This is a genomic window from Streptomyces sp. NPDC088097, assembly GCF_044741845.1.
Lineage (GTDB): Bacteria > Actinomycetota > Actinomycetes > Streptomycetales > Streptomycetaceae > Streptomyces.
The window spans coordinates 95,732-111,729 of the sequence record NZ_JBIUTJ010000006.1; the positions used below are offsets into that span (position 1 = coordinate 95,732).

Genomic DNA, 15,998 nt, shown 5'->3' on the forward strand with positions numbered 1-15,998 from the left:
CGGGCGCGGGCGCACGCAAACGCACGCGTGCCCCGCTGGAGGACCAGCGGGGCACGCGTGCGTCTGTGGCGACAGGCGGGAGATCAGTGGTGGCCGTGGCCTTCCTGGATCTCCTTGTACTCCTCGACCGTGGGCTTCGGGATCTGGTGGTTCTCCGCGTAGAAGCCCTTGCTGAGCTTCGCGCGGAGCTTCTCCATGCCCTTCACCTTGCGCTCGACACCGTTCTCGTCGACCGTCGGGCCGAGCTCGATCGGGCGGTACTGCTCGTGCGCGGTCAGCTTGTGCAGCTGGCCCTGCGAGAGCGGCTCGTGGATCTCGACGAACTCACCGTGCGGCAGACGCTTGATGACGCCGGTCTCGCGACCGTGCAGCACCTTGTCGTGGTCCCGGCGCTGGAGGCCGAGGCAGATCCGCTTGGTGACGATGAACGCCAGCACCGGGACGACGAAGAAGCCGATCCGGACGAACCACGTGATCGAGTTGATCGACAGGTGGAAGTACTGGGCGAACATGTCGTTGCCGCCGCCGATGAGGAGCACGATGTACTCCGCGATCCAGGCGACACCGAAGCCCGTACGGGTCGGGACGTTGCGCGGGCGGTCCAGGATGTGGTGCTCGCGCTTGTCGCCGGTGACCCAGGACTCGATGAACGGCCACACGGCGATGGCGCCCAGGACCAGCGGGAAGAGCAGCAGCGGGATGAACACGCCCAGGACGAGCGTGTGCCCCCACAGGTTGATCTCCCAGCCCGGCATGGCTCGGATGAGGCCTTCCGGCATACCCATGTACCAGTCGGGCTGCGCACCGGTGGACACGTGGTCCGGGCGGTACGGGCCGAGCGCCCAGATCGGGTTGATCGACGCGATCGCCGCGATGGCCGCGATGACACCGAAGACCAGGAAGAAGAAGCCTCCGGCCTTGGCCATGTAGACCGGCAGCAGCGGCATGCCGACGACGTTGTTGTTCGTCTTGCCGGGACCCGCGAACTGGGTGTGCTTGTGGTAGAAGACCAGGATCAGGTGGGCCACCAGCAGGCCCATCATGATGCCGGGCAGCAGCAGGATGTGCACCGAGTAGAACCGCGAGACGAAGTCGCCGCCCGGGAACTCCCCGCCGAACAGGAACATCGACAGGTAGGTGCCGACGACCGGGACGGACAGGATGGCGCCCTGCATGAAGCGGACACCGGTACCCGAGAGCAGGTCGTCCGGCAGCGAGTAACCGGTGAAACCGGTGAACATGCCGAGGACCAGCAGCAGGAAGCCGAAGATCCAGTTGATCTCGCGGGGCTTGCGGAACGCGCCCGTGAAGAAGACGCGCATCATGTGCACGACCATGGCCGCGACGAAGATCAGCGCGCCCCAGTGGTGGATCTGCCGGATCAGCAGACCGCCACGCACCTCGAAGCTGATGTTCAGCGTCGAGGCGAAGGCCTCGGACATCATGACGCCCTGCATGGGCACGTACGAGCCGTGGTACTCGACTTCGTTCATGCTCGGGTGGAAGAACAGCGTCAGGTACACACCCGTGAGGATGATGATGATGAAGCTGTAGAGGCAGATCTCACCCAGCATGAAGGACCAGTGGTCCGGGAAGATCTTGCGCATGTTGGCCTTGGCGAGGCCGTAGATGCCCAGGCGGCCGTCCGCCCAGTCGGCTACGCGCTCGCCGGCCGGCGCTTTGCGCGCCGTCTTGGACTCGGTGGCAGTGCTCATCCGCGCTCCCAGAATGCAGGACCGACGGGCTCTTCGAAGTCGCCGTGCGCTTCGAGGAAGCCTTCGTCATTCACGCCGATCCGCAGCTGCGGAAGCGCGTGACCGGCCGGACCGAAGATGACACGGGCGCCGTCGGAGAGGTCGAAGGTGGACTGGTGGCACGGGCAGAGCACGTGGTGCGTCTGCTGCTCGTACAGGCTGATCGGGCAGCCGACGTGGGTGCAGATCTTCGAGTAGGCCACGATTCCCTCGTGGGACCACTCCAGCTCCTGCTTGTCCTTGATGTCCTCCGGCTTGATCCGGACGATCATCAGGGCAGCCTTGGCGATCTGCGTCTGGAAGTCGTGCTGCTCCTCCTCCAGGCCTTCCGGCCGGGCGAAGGTCAGCGACCCGACGAGCACGTCCTCGGGACGCAGCGGCTCGTTGGTGTTGTCGTTGATGAGCAGCTTGCCCTTGGACCACAGGGTCTTGCGGAGCTTGTCCTCGGGCAGCGGGCCCAGGTCGCGCAGGATCATGACGGCGGACAGCGGCAGCATCGCCAGCGCGCCCAGCATCGTGTTCCGGATCAGCGGGCGCCGGCCGATGCCGGACTCGCTCGCGCCGTCCCGGAAGTCCTGCATGACCTGCGCCTTGACCTCCGGCGGGGCCGCGATCTCGTGGCGCTCGGCGGCGACCTCGACATCGGACATCAGGGTGCGGGCCCAGTGGACCGCGCCCGCGCCGATGCAGAAGAGCGCCGCGCCCAGGGTGAGGCCCAGGCTGAAGTTGAGCGCGCTCACCTTCCCGACGGGGAAGATGTAGACGATCTTGTCCACCGGGAAGATCACGTAGGAGGCGATGAAGCCGATCGTGGCCAACATCGACAGCGTGAACAGCATCGCGACCGTACGCTCGGACCGCTTGGCGGCCTGCTCGTCGAGGTCCTGGATGCGCGGCCGGTGGACCGGAAGGCCCGGGTCGGCGAACGGGTCGTCCGCGACCGCTACCCCACCGTGGTGGGCGTCGCCCTGCACGCTCGGCAGGTGCTTCTCTTCGGGAATCTCTTGGCTACTCATGACTTCTTGGCCTTAGCGGTGTGGGCCGCGACCCAGACGGCGACAGCGATCAACGCACCCAGACCGAAGATCCAGCCGAAGAGACCCTCGGAGACGGGGCCGAGGCCACCGAGCTTGAGACCACCGGGGTTCGTCGCCTTCTCGCCGTTGACGTTCTGGAGGTACGCGATGATGTCCTTCTTCTGCTTCTCCGGCATGGTGCTGTCCGGGAAGGAGGGCATGTTCTGCGGGCCGGTGAGCATGGCCTCGTAGATGTGCTTCGGCTCGACGTCCTCAAGGTTCGGGGCGTACTTGCCGAGCGTCAGGGCGCCGCCCTCGCCGGTGAAGTTGTGGCACTGCGCGCAGTTGTTGCGGAACAGGACGCCACCGTTGGCGATGTCGGCACCGGCCGGGTCGTACTGCTTCTCGGTCGGCGTGATCGGACCCGCGCCGAGCGAGGAGACGTACGCCGCGAGCTGGTCGACCTGGGCCTGGCTGTAGATGACCGGCTTCTTCGGCACCTGGGCGCCGGGCTGCTGGGCCGGCATGCGGCCCGTGCTCACCTGGAAGTCGACGGCCGCGGAGCCGACCCCGACCAGGCTCGGGCCGTCAGAGGAACCCTGACCGCCGGTTCCGTGGCAGCTTGCGCAGCCCACGGCGTAGAGCTTCTTGCCCTCCTCGATGGCGAGGGACTGGGCGGTTTCATCGGCCTGCGCCGTGCGCGCGGGCGCGAAGGCGGCGTACAGCCCCCCCGTGACCGCCAGCGCGAAGAGTAGAACGACGACCGCCGCCAGCGGATGGCGTCGTCGTGCGGAGAGCTTTTTCACGGATTACCCCGGTGTCAGGATCTTCTGCGTCGGTGTTTCTGGATGAGGTGCCGAGTCGTGCCCGGCGACGGGTTCGCTACTTGATCAGGTAGATCGTCGCGAAGAGGCCGATCCAGACGACATCGACGAAGTGCCAGTAGTAGGACACGACGATGGCCGACGTGGCCTGTTCGTGGGTGAACCTCTTGGCCGCGTACGTCCGGCCGAGGACCAGCAGGAAGGCGATGAGACCACCCGTCACGTGCAACCCGTGGAAGCCGGTGGTCAGGTAGAACACCGATCCGTACGGATTTGACGAGAGGGACAGGCCCTCGTGCTTGACCAGCTCGGTGTACTCGAACACCTGGCCGCCAATGAAGATCGCACCCATGACGAACGTGATGATGAACCACGTCCGGAGCTTCTTCACGTCACCGCGCTCGGCGGCGAATACGCCGAGCTGGCAGGTGAGCGAGGAAAGCACCAGGATCGTCGTGTTCGTCGCCGAGAAGGGCAGATTCAAGGCCGAAGCCTGCTCTGCCCAGTACTCGGGACCCATCACTGATCGCAGGGTGAAGTACATCGCGAAGAGGGCCGCGAAGAACATCAGCTCGGAACTCAACCAGATGATGGTTCCGACGCTGACGAGGTTCGGCCGGTTGACCGTCGGGTGCGCGTGCCCGGTATCTACTGTCGTTGCTGTCGCCACGACCGACATTATGTCGGTCGCTTATCCCGCCCTCACCCCGGGGGGTGCCGTTCGGAGTGTCAGGGGGGTGTGCAAGGCCCGAACGGCCCATCAGATCGCCCTGTGGGCCACGTGCGCGGGGCTGTCCGAACCGATGTTGACAGCACATCGGGAGGAGTAGCATCCGGCCCAACATCAACGTGATTCACGTGACACGTGGAGGAACGAAATGCGGGCGACTGCGCGGGTTCTGGTCTACAGCGACGACGCGGGCACCCGGGAGCAGGTGCGGCTGGCGGCCGGGCGCAGGCCTGCCGCGGACCTGCCGCCGGTGGAGTTCCTGGAGTGCGCGACGCTGCCGGCCGTCCTCAAGGAGTTGGACGCGGGCGGGATCGACGCGTGCGTCCTGGACGGCGAGGCGGCCCCCGCGGGGGGCATGGGCGTCTGCCGCCAGATCAAGGACGAGATCTTCCGGTGTCCCCCGGTGCTGCTGCTGATGGGGCGCCCGCAGGACGCCTGGCTGGCCACCTGGAGCCGCGCGGACGCCGCGGTGACGCTCCCGGTGGACCCGGTGGACTTCCCCGAGGTCCTGGCGGGCCTCCTGCGGTCCCGGCTGTCCCTGGACGCCTGACCCGTCACAAACGCCCCACGGAGGCCCGTACGGGCTTCTGTGGGGCGTTGTGGGCTGACGCACCGTCGTGGGGGCGCCCCGGGGCTACACGGTCGGCCGCAGGCGGGCCTGGTCGATGGCGCTGCGGCCCTCCTGGGTGCCCTTGAGGAGCGCGCTGCCCTCGCGCCAGTCCTTCCAGTCCATGTTCCAGTCGCCGAAGCCGTTGCCGAAGGTGTCCATGTCGTCGCCGATGGAGTTGATCACCCTGACGATGTCGCCCTCGGTGATGTTCTCGTAGAACCAGGCGGCGTTGCCGGTGCTCATGCCGGTGCAGCCGTGGCTGACGTTCTCGTAGCCCTGGGAGCCGACCGACCACGGCGCGGCGTGCACGTACTCCCCGCTCCAGGTCACGCGGGTGGCGTAGTACACGGGCAGGTTGTAGTACTCGCTGCCGCCGATGCCGACGGTGTCACCGCGCATCTGGACGAAGTACTGCTTGCCCAGCACCACCTTGACCCCGTTGCGGGTGGAGAAGCCCGGCTTCCCGGTGGTCACCGGAATGGTGTTGATCACTTCTCCGTTGCGCTTGAACGTGAGGTAGTGCGACGAGGCGTCGGTGGTGACCTCCACCCGGTCGCCGATCTCCAGGTTCAGCGGCTTCGACGCGGTGCCGTGCAGCTCGTCGGAGACCTTCACGCCCTCCAGGTTGCTCCGTACGGAGACGGTGGAGTTCGCGGGCCAGTACTCCTTCGGGCGGTAGTGGAGGGTCTTGTCGTCGACCCAGTGCCAGGCACCCTCGACGTTCTCGGGAGTGTCGACCACCAGGCCGCGCTCCACGAGGGTGCGCGCCGCCTTGTCCTTGACGGGTTCGCTGAGTTCGGCCGTGACGGGCTGGCCGACCCCGTACTTGCCCTCGTCCGGGCCGAACTCGACCTTGAGGACCTTCTTCGCCGGGGTGGTGTCGAAGACCGCCGTGCGCTGCCCCGGGGCTCCGCGTTCGTCCTCGGTGTTCACGGTGACCGCGTAGTGCACGCCGGCCGCCAGCGGGGCCGTGCTGTGCCAGCGGTCGCCCTTGGCGGAGAGTTCGCCCGCCAGGCGTCGGCCGTGGGTGTCCACGACGTTCACGTCGGTGATCCGGGCCTCCGCCCCCTTCGCCGTCACTTCGAACGGCTTGTCGGGGTCGACGGGGCGTCCGCCCGCGGCCTGGTTGAAGGCGATTTGGTCGCCCGCGTCGTACGGGCGGGCTGACAGCGGGTTCTTCTCGCCGGACCCGCATGCGGTGGCGCCTGCCCCGAGGGACGCGACCAGCAGGGAGCAGCTGAGTACCGTCCAAAGACGCGGTGAGTGCTTCATGGAGCCAACGCTATGAAGGTATGACAAATACGGCGCGCGGGATGACTGCAAACGAGGGGCCCGGACTCCTCCGAAAAGGTGTCCGGGCCCCTCAGGTGCTGCTGTGGCGGTGCGAACTACTGGTTCGCGTTCTCACCGCGGTAGTACTCGTACACCCAGCCCCACAGGCCGATCAGGATCAGCGGAGCCGAGAAGTACATCAGCCACCAGCCGAAGATGACGCCCATGAAGGCGAAGGCGCCACCGATGGCCAGCGAGAGCGGCTGCCAGCTGTGCGGGGAGAAGAATCCCAGCTCGCCCGCCTCGTCGGCGACGTCGGCCTCCAGGTTGTCCTGGGCCATCTCGTCCACGCGCCGGGCCGTGAAGGCCAGGTAGTAGCCGATCATGGCGCTCAGGCCGAAGGCCAGGGCGAGCGCGGTGGTGCCGACCGGCTCCTTCGACCACACGCCGTACACGACGGTCATGATCAGGATGAAGAAGGCGAGCCAGAGGAACATCCTGCCCTGGATCTTCACTTGCCGGTCTCCTTGCCACCGCTGACGGCCTTGGTACCGGCGTCGTGGTCCGCGAGATGGTCGAGGGCCGCGATCTCCGGGTGGTGCAGGTCGAACGCCGGGGATTCACTGCGGATCCGCGGGAGGGTGAGGAAGTTGTGCCGCGGCGGCGGGCAGGACGTCGCCCACTCCAGCGAGCGGCCGTAGCCCCACGGGTCGTCGACCTCGACCTTCTTGCCGTACTTCGCCGTCTTCCAGACGTTGTACATGAAGGGGAGCATCGACAGGCCGAGCAGGAACGAGCTGATCGTGGAGATCGTGTTCAGCGCGGTGAAGCCGTCGGCCGCGAGGTAGTCCGCGTAGCGACGCGGCATGCCCTCGACACCCAGCCAGTGCTGGACCAGGAAGGTGCCGTGGAAGCCGATGAACAGCGTCCAGAAGGTGATCTTGCCGAGGCGCTCGTCCAGCATCTTGCCCGTGAACTTCGGCCACCAGAAGTGGAAGCCGGAGAACATCGCGAAGACCACGGTGCCGAAGATGACGTAGTGGAAGTGCGCGACGACGAAGTACGAGTCGGAGACGTGGAAGTCCAGCGGGGGCGAGGCCAGGATGACGCCGGTCAGACCACCGAAGGTGAAGGTGATCAGGAAGCCGACGGCCCAGAGCATCGGTGTCTCGAAGGACAGCGAGCCCTTCCACATGGTGCCGATCCAGTTGAAGAACTTCACACCGGTCGGTACCGCGATCAGGAAGGTCATGAAGGAGAAGAACGGCAGCAGCACGCCACCGGTGACGTACATGTGGTGGGCCCACACCGTCACCGAGAGACCGGCGATGGAGATGGTCGCGGCGATCAGACCGATGTAACCGAACATCGGCTTGCGCGAGAAGACCGGAATGACCTCGGAGATGATGCCGAAGAATGGCAACGCGATGATGTACACCTCTGGATGGCCGAAGAACCAGAAGAGGTGTTGCCACAGCAACGCGCCGCCGTTGGCCGCGTCGAAGACGTGCGCACCGAACTTCCTGTCGGCCTCCAGCGCGAAGAGCGCGGCGGCCAGCACCGGGAAGGCGAGCAGGACCAGGACACCGGTCAGCAGCACGTTCCAGGTGAAGATCGGCATGCGGAACATCGTCATGCCGGGAGCGCGCATGCAGATGATCGTGGTGATGAAGTTGACCGAACCGAGGATCGTGCCGAAGCCGGAGAAGGCCAGACCCATGATCCACATGTCGGCGCCGATGCCCGGCGAACGGACGGCGTCCGAGAGCGGGGAGTAGGCGAACCAGCCGAAGTCGGCCGCACCCGAGGGGGTGACGAAGCCGGCCACCGCGATGGTCGAGCCGAAGACGTACAGCCAGTACGCGAACATGTTCAGCCGCGGGAACGCCACGTCGGGCGCGCCGATCTGCAGCGGCATGATCCAGTTCGCGAAACCGGCGAACAGCGGGGTCGCGAACATCAGCAGCATGATCGTGCCATGCATGGTGAACGCCTGGTTGAACTGTTCGTTCGACATGATCTGCGTGCCCGGTCGGGCCAGCTCGGCGCGCATGAAGAGCGCCATGATCCCGCCGATGATGAAGAACACGAACGACGTGACCAGGTACATCGTGCCGATGGTCTTGTGGTCGGTCGTGGTCATCCACTTCACGACCACGTTGCCCGGCTGCTTGCGCCGTACCGGCAGCTCGTTCTCGTACGAGTCAGCTGCGGCGGCACCCTGGGATTCGTTGAGGATGCTCACAGTTTGTTCGTCTCCGCATTCCGGGCCGGGTCAGTCTGCTGGATGCCGGCCGGGAGGAAGCCGGTCTGCCCCTTCTCCGCCAGTTCCTTCAGGTGCGCCCGGTACTTCTCCGGCGAGACGACCTTCACGTTGAAGAGCATCCGGGAGTGGTCGACACCGCAGAGCTCGGCGCACTTGCCGAGGAAGGTGCCTTCCTGGGACGGGGTGACCTCGAAGACATTGGTGTGGCCGGGGATGACGTCCTGCTTGAACAGGAAGGGCACCACCCAGAAGGAGTGGATGACGTCGTTCGACGACAGGATGAAGCGGACCTTCTCGCCCTTGGGCAGGTAGAGGGTCGGTCCCGGGTTCCCCGTCTGCGGGTTGCGGTCGCCGGGGACGCCCTTCTCGTAGACGCCTTCGGCGCCCGCGGGGAAGGCCTTGGTGAAGCGGTCCGGAATCGTGGCGAGTTCCTTCGGAACCTCGCCCGCCTTCGGGGTCGCCGCGTCCGCGTCGACGTTCTCGACGTAGTTGAAGCCCCAGCTCCACTGGAAGCCGACCACGTTGATGGTGTGGGCGGGCTTGGGAGTGAGGGAGAGCAGCTTCGACTCGTCACGCGCGGTGAAGTAGAAGAACACCGAGACGATGATGAGCGGGACCACGGTGTACAGCGCCTCGATGGGCATGTTGTACCGGGTCTGCGCGGGGACCTCGATCTTCGTCCGGCTGCGCCGGTGGAAGATGACGCTCCAGATGATCAGGCCCCACACCAGGATGCCCGTGATGAGAGCGGCTGCCCAGGATCCCTGCCACAGGGAGAGGATGCGAGGTGCCTCCTCCGTGACCGGGGTGGGCATTCCGAGGCGGGGGAAGTCTTTCCAGGTGTACGAGCAACCAGTGGCGGTCGCCAGGACCACGCCCGCAGTCAGCGCCTGCAGCAGCTTCCGCCGCATCGGGCGCCGCGGCGAGCGGTCGGAGCCGTAGGGACTCACGTAGCGCCTTCCCGAGAGTCTCGGCCCGCGCGGCCGGCCGCGGCCGTGTTCGGGTCGGTCGCCGGCCCTGACGCAGGCAGGGGTTTGGATGTTTATGCGGACCAAACCCTACTGGACGCTATTTGGGGTCGCGCGGGGAGGGTGCCCAACGCGCCGTTACTGACCCCGAAGGGGTGGATCCGCCGTACGGGCGACGGGCCATACGGCCCTGAATGACCGCCTCCGGACGGCATCTGACGGCCCCTGACCACGGGGCCCGGGGGGCTGCGGTTAGCGTGGCCGGATGCCCTACTTCGACACCGCGTCCGCCGCTCCGCTGCACCCCGTGGCCCGTCAGGCGCTCCAGGCCTCCCTTGAGGAGGGCTGGGCGGACCCGGCCCGGCTGTACCGGGAGGGGCGCCGGGCCCGACTGCTCCTGGACGCGGCGCGGGAGGCGGCGGCCGAGTCGGTGGGGTGCCGTCCCGACGAGCTCGTGTTCACTCCTTCGGGGACGCACGCGGTTCACACGGGGGTGTCCGGGGTCCTCTCCGGGCGCCGGCGGGTGGGGGGCCGTCTGGTCGTGTCGGCGGTCGAACACAGTTCTGTACTGCACGCGGCCGAGGCCGCGGGGCGCGGCACGGTGGTGGAGGTCGGGGTGGACCGCTTCGGCGCGGTGGCGCCCGGGGAGTACGCCGCCGCGCTGACCCCGGACACCGCGCTCGCCTGCCTGCAGTCCGCCAACCACGAGGTGGGCACGGTCCAGCCGGTGGCGGAGGTGGCCGAGGCCTGCGGGTCCGCCGGGGTGCCGTTGCTGGTGGACGCGGCGCAGTCGCTGGGCTGGGGCCCGGTGGAGGGTGCCTGGTCGGTGCTCGCGGCGAGCGCGCACAAGTGGGGCGGGCCGCCGGGGGTGGGACTGCTGGCCGTGCGCAAGGGGGTCCGCTTCGCGCCCCAAGGCCCGCCCGACGAAAGGGAGTCGGGGCGTTCCCCGGGCTTCGCGAACCTGCCCGCGATCGTCGCGGCGGCTGCCTCGCTGCGGGCGGTGCGGGCCGAGGCGGACGCGGAGGCGGCGCGGCTGCGGCTGCTCGTGGACCGGCTGCGGCGGCGGGTCGCGCGGCTGGTGCCGGACGTGGAGGTGGTGGGCCATCCGGACCTGCGGCTGCCGCACCTGGTCACCTTCTCCTGCCTGTACGTGGACGGGGAGACCCTGCTGCACGAGCTGGACCGGGCCGGATTCTCGGTGTCGTCCGGCTCCTCGTGCACCAGCTCGACGCTGACCCCGAGTCACGTGCTGCGGGCGATGGGGGTGCTGTCGGAGGGGAACGTACGGGTCTCGCTGCCGCCGGGCACCTCGGCGCAGGAGGTCAACGCCTTCCTGGAGGTGCTGCCGGGCGTGGTGGCCGGGGTCCGGGAGAAGCTCGGCGTGTCCGAGCCGGTCGCGGTGACGCCGGTGGCGGACTCGCTGGAGATCGACGCCCTGGGGCTGCGCTGCCCGCAGCCGGTGATCGAGCTGGCCCGGGCGATCGGGGGCGTCCCGGTCGGCGGGACGGTGACGGTCCTGTCCGACGACGAGGTGGCCCGCCTGGACATCCCGGCCTGGTGCTCCATGCGGGGGCACGCGTACGTCGGCGAGTCCCCGCGCCCGCTCGGCACGGCCTACACGGTGCGGCGGGCCTGACGCCGCCGGACCGTGCCCGCGGTCGGGCACGGTCCGGGGCGGGTGTTCACATCGCTCAGGCGGAGAGGTGGGCGCGGACCTCGTCGGCCGCCGGCTCGCCGTAGGCCTTCGTGAAGCGGTCCATGAAGTGCGCCCGGGCGAGGGTGTACTCCTGGGTGCCCAGGGTCTCGATGACGAGGGTGGCGAGCATGCAGCCGACCTGTGCGGCCCGCTCCAGGCCGACGCCCCAGCCCAGCCCGGTCAGGAAGCCCGCGCGGAAGGCGTCGCCGACGCCGGTCGGGTCGACCTTCGCGTTCTCCTCGGGGCAGCCGACCAGGATGGTCTCCTGTCCGGCCCGCTCGATGCGGACGCCCTGGGCGCCGAGGGTGGTGACGCGGGTGCCGACCCGGGCCAGGATCTCCTCGTCGGTCCATCCGGACTTGGTCTCGATGAGGCCCTTCTCGTACTCGTTGGAGAAGAGGTACGTCGCGCCCTCCATCAGGGTGCGGATGCTCTCGCCGTCCATGCGGGCGATCTGCTGCGAGAAGTCGGCGGCGAAGGGGATCCCGCGCGTCCGGCACTCCTCGGTGTGGCGCAGCATCGCCTCGGGGTCGTCGGCGCCGATCAGGACGAGGTCCAGGCCGCCCACCCGGTCGGCGACGGCCTTCAGCTCGATCTGACGGGCCTCGCTCATCGCGCCCGTGTAGAAGGAGCCGATCTGGTTGTGGTCGGCGTCCGTGGTGCAGACGAAGCGCGCGGTGTGCAGCACCTCGGAGATCCGCACGGACTCGGTGTCAACGCCGTGCCGGTCGAGCCAGGCGCGGTACTCGTCGAAGTCGGAGCCCGCCGCTCCGACGAGGATCGGGCGGGTGCCGAGCTGCCCCATGCCGAAGCAGATGTTCGGGCCGACACCGCCCCGACGGACGTCGAGGTTGTCGACGAGGAAGGAGAGCGAGACCGTGTGGAGCTGGTCGGCGACGAGCTGGTCGGCGAAGCGGCCCGGGAAGGTCATGAGGTGGTCGGTGGCGATGGAGCCGGTGACTGCGATGCGCACGGCGTGGATGCTCCTGCGGATGACGGCGAGGGGACAGTCAAAACTACCCGCTCGACGCCCATCGGCCGACCCGGCGAAACTACCCCGTAGTAGGACTTCCTTCGCCGGTCGTGCCGTGCTTAACGTGCCCACATGACCTCTACCGATGGTTTCGGGTACGGCGAGTACACGGGCGGCGCCGCCCGCCCCGGCTTCGACCGGCTGCTGGGCGACTGCGCCCGGATGGCCCCGCACTGGGCGGTCCCCCACGAGCCGCGCCCCGTACGGGTGACGCCCGCGCAGATCCACGGTGTGCGCGTGCCCCCCGCCTCCGCCCGGCTGATCGCCTCCACCGCCGTCTACGGAGACTGAGCGCCCAAGGCCCGCCTCAGGGGGGAGGGAACCGGTTTCGCGACCGTCGCGTCACACCCGCATCACATTCGGCGGGACAAGGCGAAGGAGCGACGCGGTGACCAGCGAACAACCCGACACATCACGCGCCACACGACGGCGGCCGGCCTGGGCCATCGGCTCGATCGCGGCCGCCGTCCTGCTGGCGGGCGGCGGCACGGCGTACTGGGCTTCCACCGCCCACGGCGATGGCTCGGGCGGTGCGGACCGTACGCGGGACGCCGCGGCCTCCGCGCCCCGCTCCGCGGCCACCCCTCCGGGCCCCGGGATCGCTCCCGGCGAGCCCGACCCGTCCGGCGGCGGGGTCGTCTACCGGGCCGAGGGCGAGCTGCCCGCCGGCCCGGCCTCCGCGCCCTCCTTCGCGGCGTCCGGAGAGGTCTCCGCCGAAGAGGTGGCCCGGCTCGCGCGGGCCCTCGGGATCTCCGGCGAGCCCCGCCTCACCGGCGAGCAGTGGCTGGTCGGCGAGGCCGGGGACGGCTCGGGGCCCCGACTGACGGTCACCCGCAAGGCCCCCGGGAGCTGGAGCTTCTCCCGCTTCCGGCCCGCCGGGAGCGGGGACGACTGCGTACGGGGCAAGGACACCTGCGGCCCCGCCACGCTCCCCGGCGGCGACACCGCCCCGGTGGACGGGGCGGGCGTGCCCGTGTCGGAGCAGGCGGCCAAGGAGGCCGCGGCCCCGGTGCTGGCGGCGGTCGGACAGTCCGACGCCAAGCAGGACGCCCGCCTGGTCCAGGGTGCGGTACGGGTGGTGAGCGCCGACCCGGTGGTGGGCGGGCTCCCCACGGCGGGTTGGACCGGCAAGGTGAGCGTGGGCGCGGACGGCCGGGTCACGGCGGGCAGCGGTGAGCTGAAGGCGCCGGTCCGCGCGGGCGAGCAGCCGGTGGTCGGGGCCGCCCAGGCGCTGGAGCGTCTGAACGCCGCGAGCCGGGGCGGCGCGACCTCCCCCGGCCCCGACGGCTGCGCGACCTCGGTCCCGCTGACGCCGGACACCCCGACGGGGGCGACGGACACGCTGCCCTGCAATCCGGAGCCGCGCCCGATGAAGGCGCCGCGGACGGAGACGGTGAAGGGGGCCGTGCTGGGGCTGGCCCCGGGTGCGGTGGGCGGCGGTCGGGGTCTCGTACCGGCCTGGCTGTTCGAGGTGGCGGGCAAGGACGGCGGTCCGGGGCGCACGGTGTCCCAGCCGGCCGGCGCCCAGGACGGCCCCGGCGCGACGGCCGCGCCCGGGCAGCCGCGTACGGTGCCCGGTTTCTCGTACTCCGAGGGCGACCGCAAGCTGACCGTGGACTTCTGGGGCGGGGTGTGCAGCACCTACGCGCTGGAGGCCCGGGAAGAGGGCGGTTCGGTCCTGGTCAAGATCACGGACACCCCGACCAAGCCGGGTCAGGCCTGCATCATGCTGGCTCAGGAGATGACCGTGTCGGCGACGCTCGGCCGGCCGCTGGCCGAGCGCAAGGTGGTCGACGCGACGACGGGCAAGGAACTCCCCCGCCGGTAGTACGCCGATCGGGACCGCGCGCATTCCACGGGCACGCGAGAGGGGCCGGTCACCAGCGGAACTCCGCTGGTGACCGGCCCCTCTCGTCGGGCGGGCCGCGCCGTGAGGCCGGCCGGGCCGTCTAGCTGAACGAGTCGCCGCAGGCGCAGGAGCCCGTGGCGTTCGGGTTGTCGATGGTGAAGCCCTGCTTCTCGATGGTGTCGACGAAGTCGATCGAGGCACCGTGCAGGTACGGCGAGCTCATGCGGTCGGTGACGACCTTGACCCCGTCGAAGTCCTTGACGACGTCGCCGTCGAGCGAGCGCTCGTCGAAGAAGAGCTGGTAGCGCAGGCCGGAGCAACCACCGGGCTGGACGGCGACGCGGAGCGCCAGGTCCTCACGGCCTTCCTGCTCCAGCAGGGTCCTGACCTTTTCGGCGGCGGCGTCGGACAGGAGGATGCCGTCGGTCACAGTGGTCTTTTCGTCCTGTACGGACATCTGCATTCACTCCCGAAGTGGGCGGCTCCCCGCCGGAGGCTGGGGATCGTCGGACTCTTGCCGTGTGTGGCAACCAGCCTGAGCGCGGATTCATTCCGGGGCCGGCGCCTTCTTTCAGATATTCATGCTCGCACACCCACGCGGACGGGGGGACCCGGCACGAAGGGGACCGGTGGGGGGTTGGGCACGGGCCGGGGCGAATGCGTCACATCGACACTATCGGCATCGTCAAAGTGACGTGAAGCGGTTATGATAGATAGCGTCAAATAGACGAGAAGTCGCAGCGACGTTGCTCCAGAAGTCCTTGTCGCGGAACAGAAAGGGTGCGTGTCGTGACCACCGCCCAGCCTTTGGACGTCCAGCCGACGCCCCTCGCCCTGCTGCTGCTCGGCCGCGAGGCCGACCCCAAGAGCGAGCGCGGGGTGGAGTGCCCCGGCGACCTGCCATCGCCGTCGGACCCGAACCTGGTGGCCCGCGCCCGCGCGGCCAAGGAGAAGCTCGGGGACAAGGTCTTCATCCTCGGCCACCACTACCAGCGTGACGAGGTCATCGAGTTCGCGGACGTCACCGGGGACTCCTTCAAGCTCGCCAAGGACGCGGCCGCCAAGCCGGAGGCCGAGTACATCGTCTTCTGCGGCGTGCACTTCATGGCCGAGTCCGCGGACATCCTGACCTCGGACGACCAGAAGGTGGTCCTGCCGGACCTGGCCGCCGGCTGCTCGATGGCCGACATGGCCACCGCCGAGCAGGTCGCGGAGTGCTGGGACGTGCTGACGGACGCCGGGATCGCCGGCTCGACCGTGCCCGTCTCGTACATGAACTCCTCCGCCGACATCAAGGCCTTCACCGGCAAGCACGGCGGCACCATCTGCACCTCGTCCAACGCGAAGAAGGCCCTGGACTGGGCCTTCGAGCAGGGCGAGAAGGTGCTCTTCCTCCCGGACCAGCACCTGGGGCGCAACACCGCCGTCCGCGACATGGGCATGTCCCTGGACGACTGCGTGCTCTACAACCCGCACAAGCCGGGTGGCGGCCTGACCGTCGAGCAGCTGCGGAACGCCAAGATGATCCTGTGGCGCGGTCACTGCTCGGTCCACGGCCGTTTCTCGGTGGACTCGGTCAACGACGTGCGCGCCCGCATCCCCGGCGTCAACGTGCTGGTGCACCCCGAGTGCAAGCACGAGGTCGTGGCGGCCGCGGACTACGTCGGCTCGACGGAGTACATCATCAAGGCGCTGGAGGCGGCCCCGGCCGGCTCCAAGTGGGCCATCGGCACCGAGCTGAACCTCGTCCGCCGGCTGGCGAATCGTTTCGCGGCCGAGGACAAGGAGGTCGTCTTCCTCGACAAGACGGTCTGCTTCTGTTCCACGATGAACCGCATCGACCTCCCCCACCTCGTGTGGACCCTGGAGTCCCTGGCCGAGGGCAACCTCGTCAACCAGATCCGGGTCGACAAGGAGACCGAGGGCTTCGCGAAGCTGGCGCTGGAGCGGATGCTCGCCCTCCCGTAGGGACGGGTCCGG

The 15,998-nt window shown here is 68.8% G+C and carries 15 protein-coding genes; 5 read left to right on the forward strand and 10 right to left on the reverse strand.

The genetic code is table 11. From position 1 onward, the window contains the following. Window positions 1-83: 83 nt before the first annotated feature. The 4 genes from ACIOD1_RS19980 to ACIOD1_RS19995 all read right to left on the reverse strand — a co-directional run bounded on the left by ACIOD1_RS19980 (window position 84) and on the right by ACIOD1_RS19995 (window position 4,273). Window positions 84-1,715 carry a cytochrome bc complex cytochrome b subunit gene (locus ACIOD1_RS19980; protein WP_365613686.1) on the reverse strand — a complete coding sequence of 544 codons (1,632 nt, stop codon included), beginning with the start codon at window positions 1,713-1,715 and terminating at the stop codon, window positions 84-86. After that, on the reverse strand, window positions 1,712-2,770 hold the full coding sequence (locus tag ACIOD1_RS19985) for a Rieske 2Fe-2S domain-containing protein (RefSeq protein ID WP_365613689.1): 1,059 nt from the start codon (window positions 2,768-2,770) through the stop codon (window positions 1,712-1,714). The genes ACIOD1_RS19980 and ACIOD1_RS19985 overlap by 4 nt, the downstream gene beginning before the upstream one ends. Continuing rightward, the gene (locus ACIOD1_RS19990; RefSeq protein WP_365613692.1) at window positions 2,767-3,576 is read right to left on the reverse strand and encodes a c-type cytochrome; all 810 of its coding nucleotides are present in this window, start codon (window positions 3,574-3,576) and stop codon (window positions 2,767-2,769) included. The genes ACIOD1_RS19985 and ACIOD1_RS19990 overlap by 4 nt, the downstream gene beginning before the upstream one ends. 76 nt (window positions 3,577-3,652) lie before the next feature. Then, a complete protein-coding gene (locus ACIOD1_RS19995; RefSeq protein WP_365613695.1) occupies window positions 3,653-4,273 on the reverse strand; it encodes a heme-copper oxidase subunit III in 621 nt (206 codons plus the stop codon). 199 nt (window positions 4,274-4,472) lie between these two features. Between ACIOD1_RS19995 and ACIOD1_RS20000 the strand changes: the two genes are divergently transcribed. After that, on the forward strand, window positions 4,473-4,874 hold the full coding sequence (locus ACIOD1_RS20000; RefSeq protein ID WP_365613697.1) for a hypothetical protein: 402 nt from the start codon (window positions 4,473-4,475) through the stop codon (window positions 4,872-4,874). 84 nt (window positions 4,875-4,958) lie between these two features. Here ACIOD1_RS20000 and ACIOD1_RS20005 read toward each other — a convergent pair whose 3' ends face one another. From ACIOD1_RS20005 to coxB, 4 genes are all read right to left on the reverse strand, one after another. Continuing rightward, complete coding sequence (locus ACIOD1_RS20005; RefSeq protein WP_365613700.1) at window positions 4,959-6,206, reverse strand: Ig-like domain-containing protein; 1,248 nt, start codon at window positions 6,204-6,206, stop codon at window positions 4,959-4,961. 116 nt (window positions 6,207-6,322) lie between these two features. Beyond that, window positions 6,323-6,721, reverse strand: coding sequence for a cytochrome c oxidase subunit 4 (locus ACIOD1_RS20010; protein WP_365613703.1), 399 nt, complete (start codon window positions 6,719-6,721; stop codon window positions 6,323-6,325). Beyond that, window positions 6,718-8,451 carry a cytochrome c oxidase subunit I gene (gene ctaD, locus ACIOD1_RS20015; RefSeq protein ID WP_365613705.1) on the reverse strand — a complete coding sequence of 578 codons (1,734 nt, stop codon included), beginning with the start codon at window positions 8,449-8,451 and terminating at the stop codon, window positions 6,718-6,720. The genes ACIOD1_RS20010 and ctaD overlap by 4 nt, the downstream gene beginning before the upstream one ends. Continuing rightward, on the reverse strand, window positions 8,448-9,422 hold the full coding sequence (coxB, locus tag ACIOD1_RS20020) for a cytochrome c oxidase subunit II (RefSeq protein WP_365613707.1): 975 nt from the start codon (window positions 9,420-9,422) through the stop codon (window positions 8,448-8,450). Before coxB ends, ctaD begins: the two co-directional genes overlap by 4 nt. A 283-nt stretch (window positions 9,423-9,705) precedes the next feature. On the opposite strand from coxB, the gene ACIOD1_RS20025 reads away from it, so the two are divergent. Continuing rightward, window positions 9,706-11,076, forward strand: a complete 1,371-nt coding sequence (locus ACIOD1_RS20025) for an aminotransferase class V-fold PLP-dependent enzyme (RefSeq protein WP_365613709.1) — start codon at window positions 9,706-9,708, stop codon at window positions 11,074-11,076. A 55-nt stretch (window positions 11,077-11,131) separates the two neighbouring features. On the opposite strand, the gene ACIOD1_RS20030 is transcribed toward ACIOD1_RS20025, so the two are convergent. Further along, on the reverse strand, window positions 11,132-12,109 hold the full coding sequence (locus ACIOD1_RS20030; protein WP_365613712.1) for a carbohydrate kinase family protein: 978 nt from the start codon (window positions 12,107-12,109) through the stop codon (window positions 11,132-11,134). A 132-nt stretch (window positions 12,110-12,241) separates the two neighbouring features. Between ACIOD1_RS20030 and ACIOD1_RS20035 the strand changes: the two genes are divergently transcribed. Both ACIOD1_RS20035 and ACIOD1_RS20040 read left to right on the forward strand, forming a co-directional pair. Beyond that, on the forward strand, window positions 12,242-12,460 hold the full coding sequence (locus ACIOD1_RS20035) for a hypothetical protein (protein WP_365613715.1): 219 nt from the start codon (window positions 12,242-12,244) through the stop codon (window positions 12,458-12,460). Window positions 12,461-12,557: 97 nt separating this feature from the next. Beyond that, the gene (locus ACIOD1_RS20040; RefSeq protein WP_365613717.1) at window positions 12,558-13,997 is read left to right on the forward strand and encodes a hypothetical protein; all 1,440 of its coding nucleotides are present in this window, start codon (window positions 12,558-12,560) and stop codon (window positions 13,995-13,997) included. A gap of 121 nt (window positions 13,998-14,118) precedes the next feature. On the opposite strand, the gene erpA is transcribed toward ACIOD1_RS20040, so the two are convergent. Then, window positions 14,119-14,475: an iron-sulfur cluster insertion protein ErpA gene (erpA, locus tag ACIOD1_RS20045; RefSeq protein WP_365613720.1), complete on the reverse strand. Its 357-nt coding sequence runs from the start codon at window positions 14,473-14,475 to the stop codon at window positions 14,119-14,121. Between the two features lie 323 nt (window positions 14,476-14,798). Between erpA and nadA the strand changes: the two genes are divergently transcribed. Then, window positions 14,799-15,986 (forward strand): quinolinate synthase NadA, encoded by a 1,188-nt coding sequence (gene nadA / locus ACIOD1_RS20050; protein WP_365613723.1) that lies wholly within the window; start codon window positions 14,799-14,801, stop codon window positions 15,984-15,986. Window positions 15,987-15,998 lie beyond the last annotated feature (12 nt).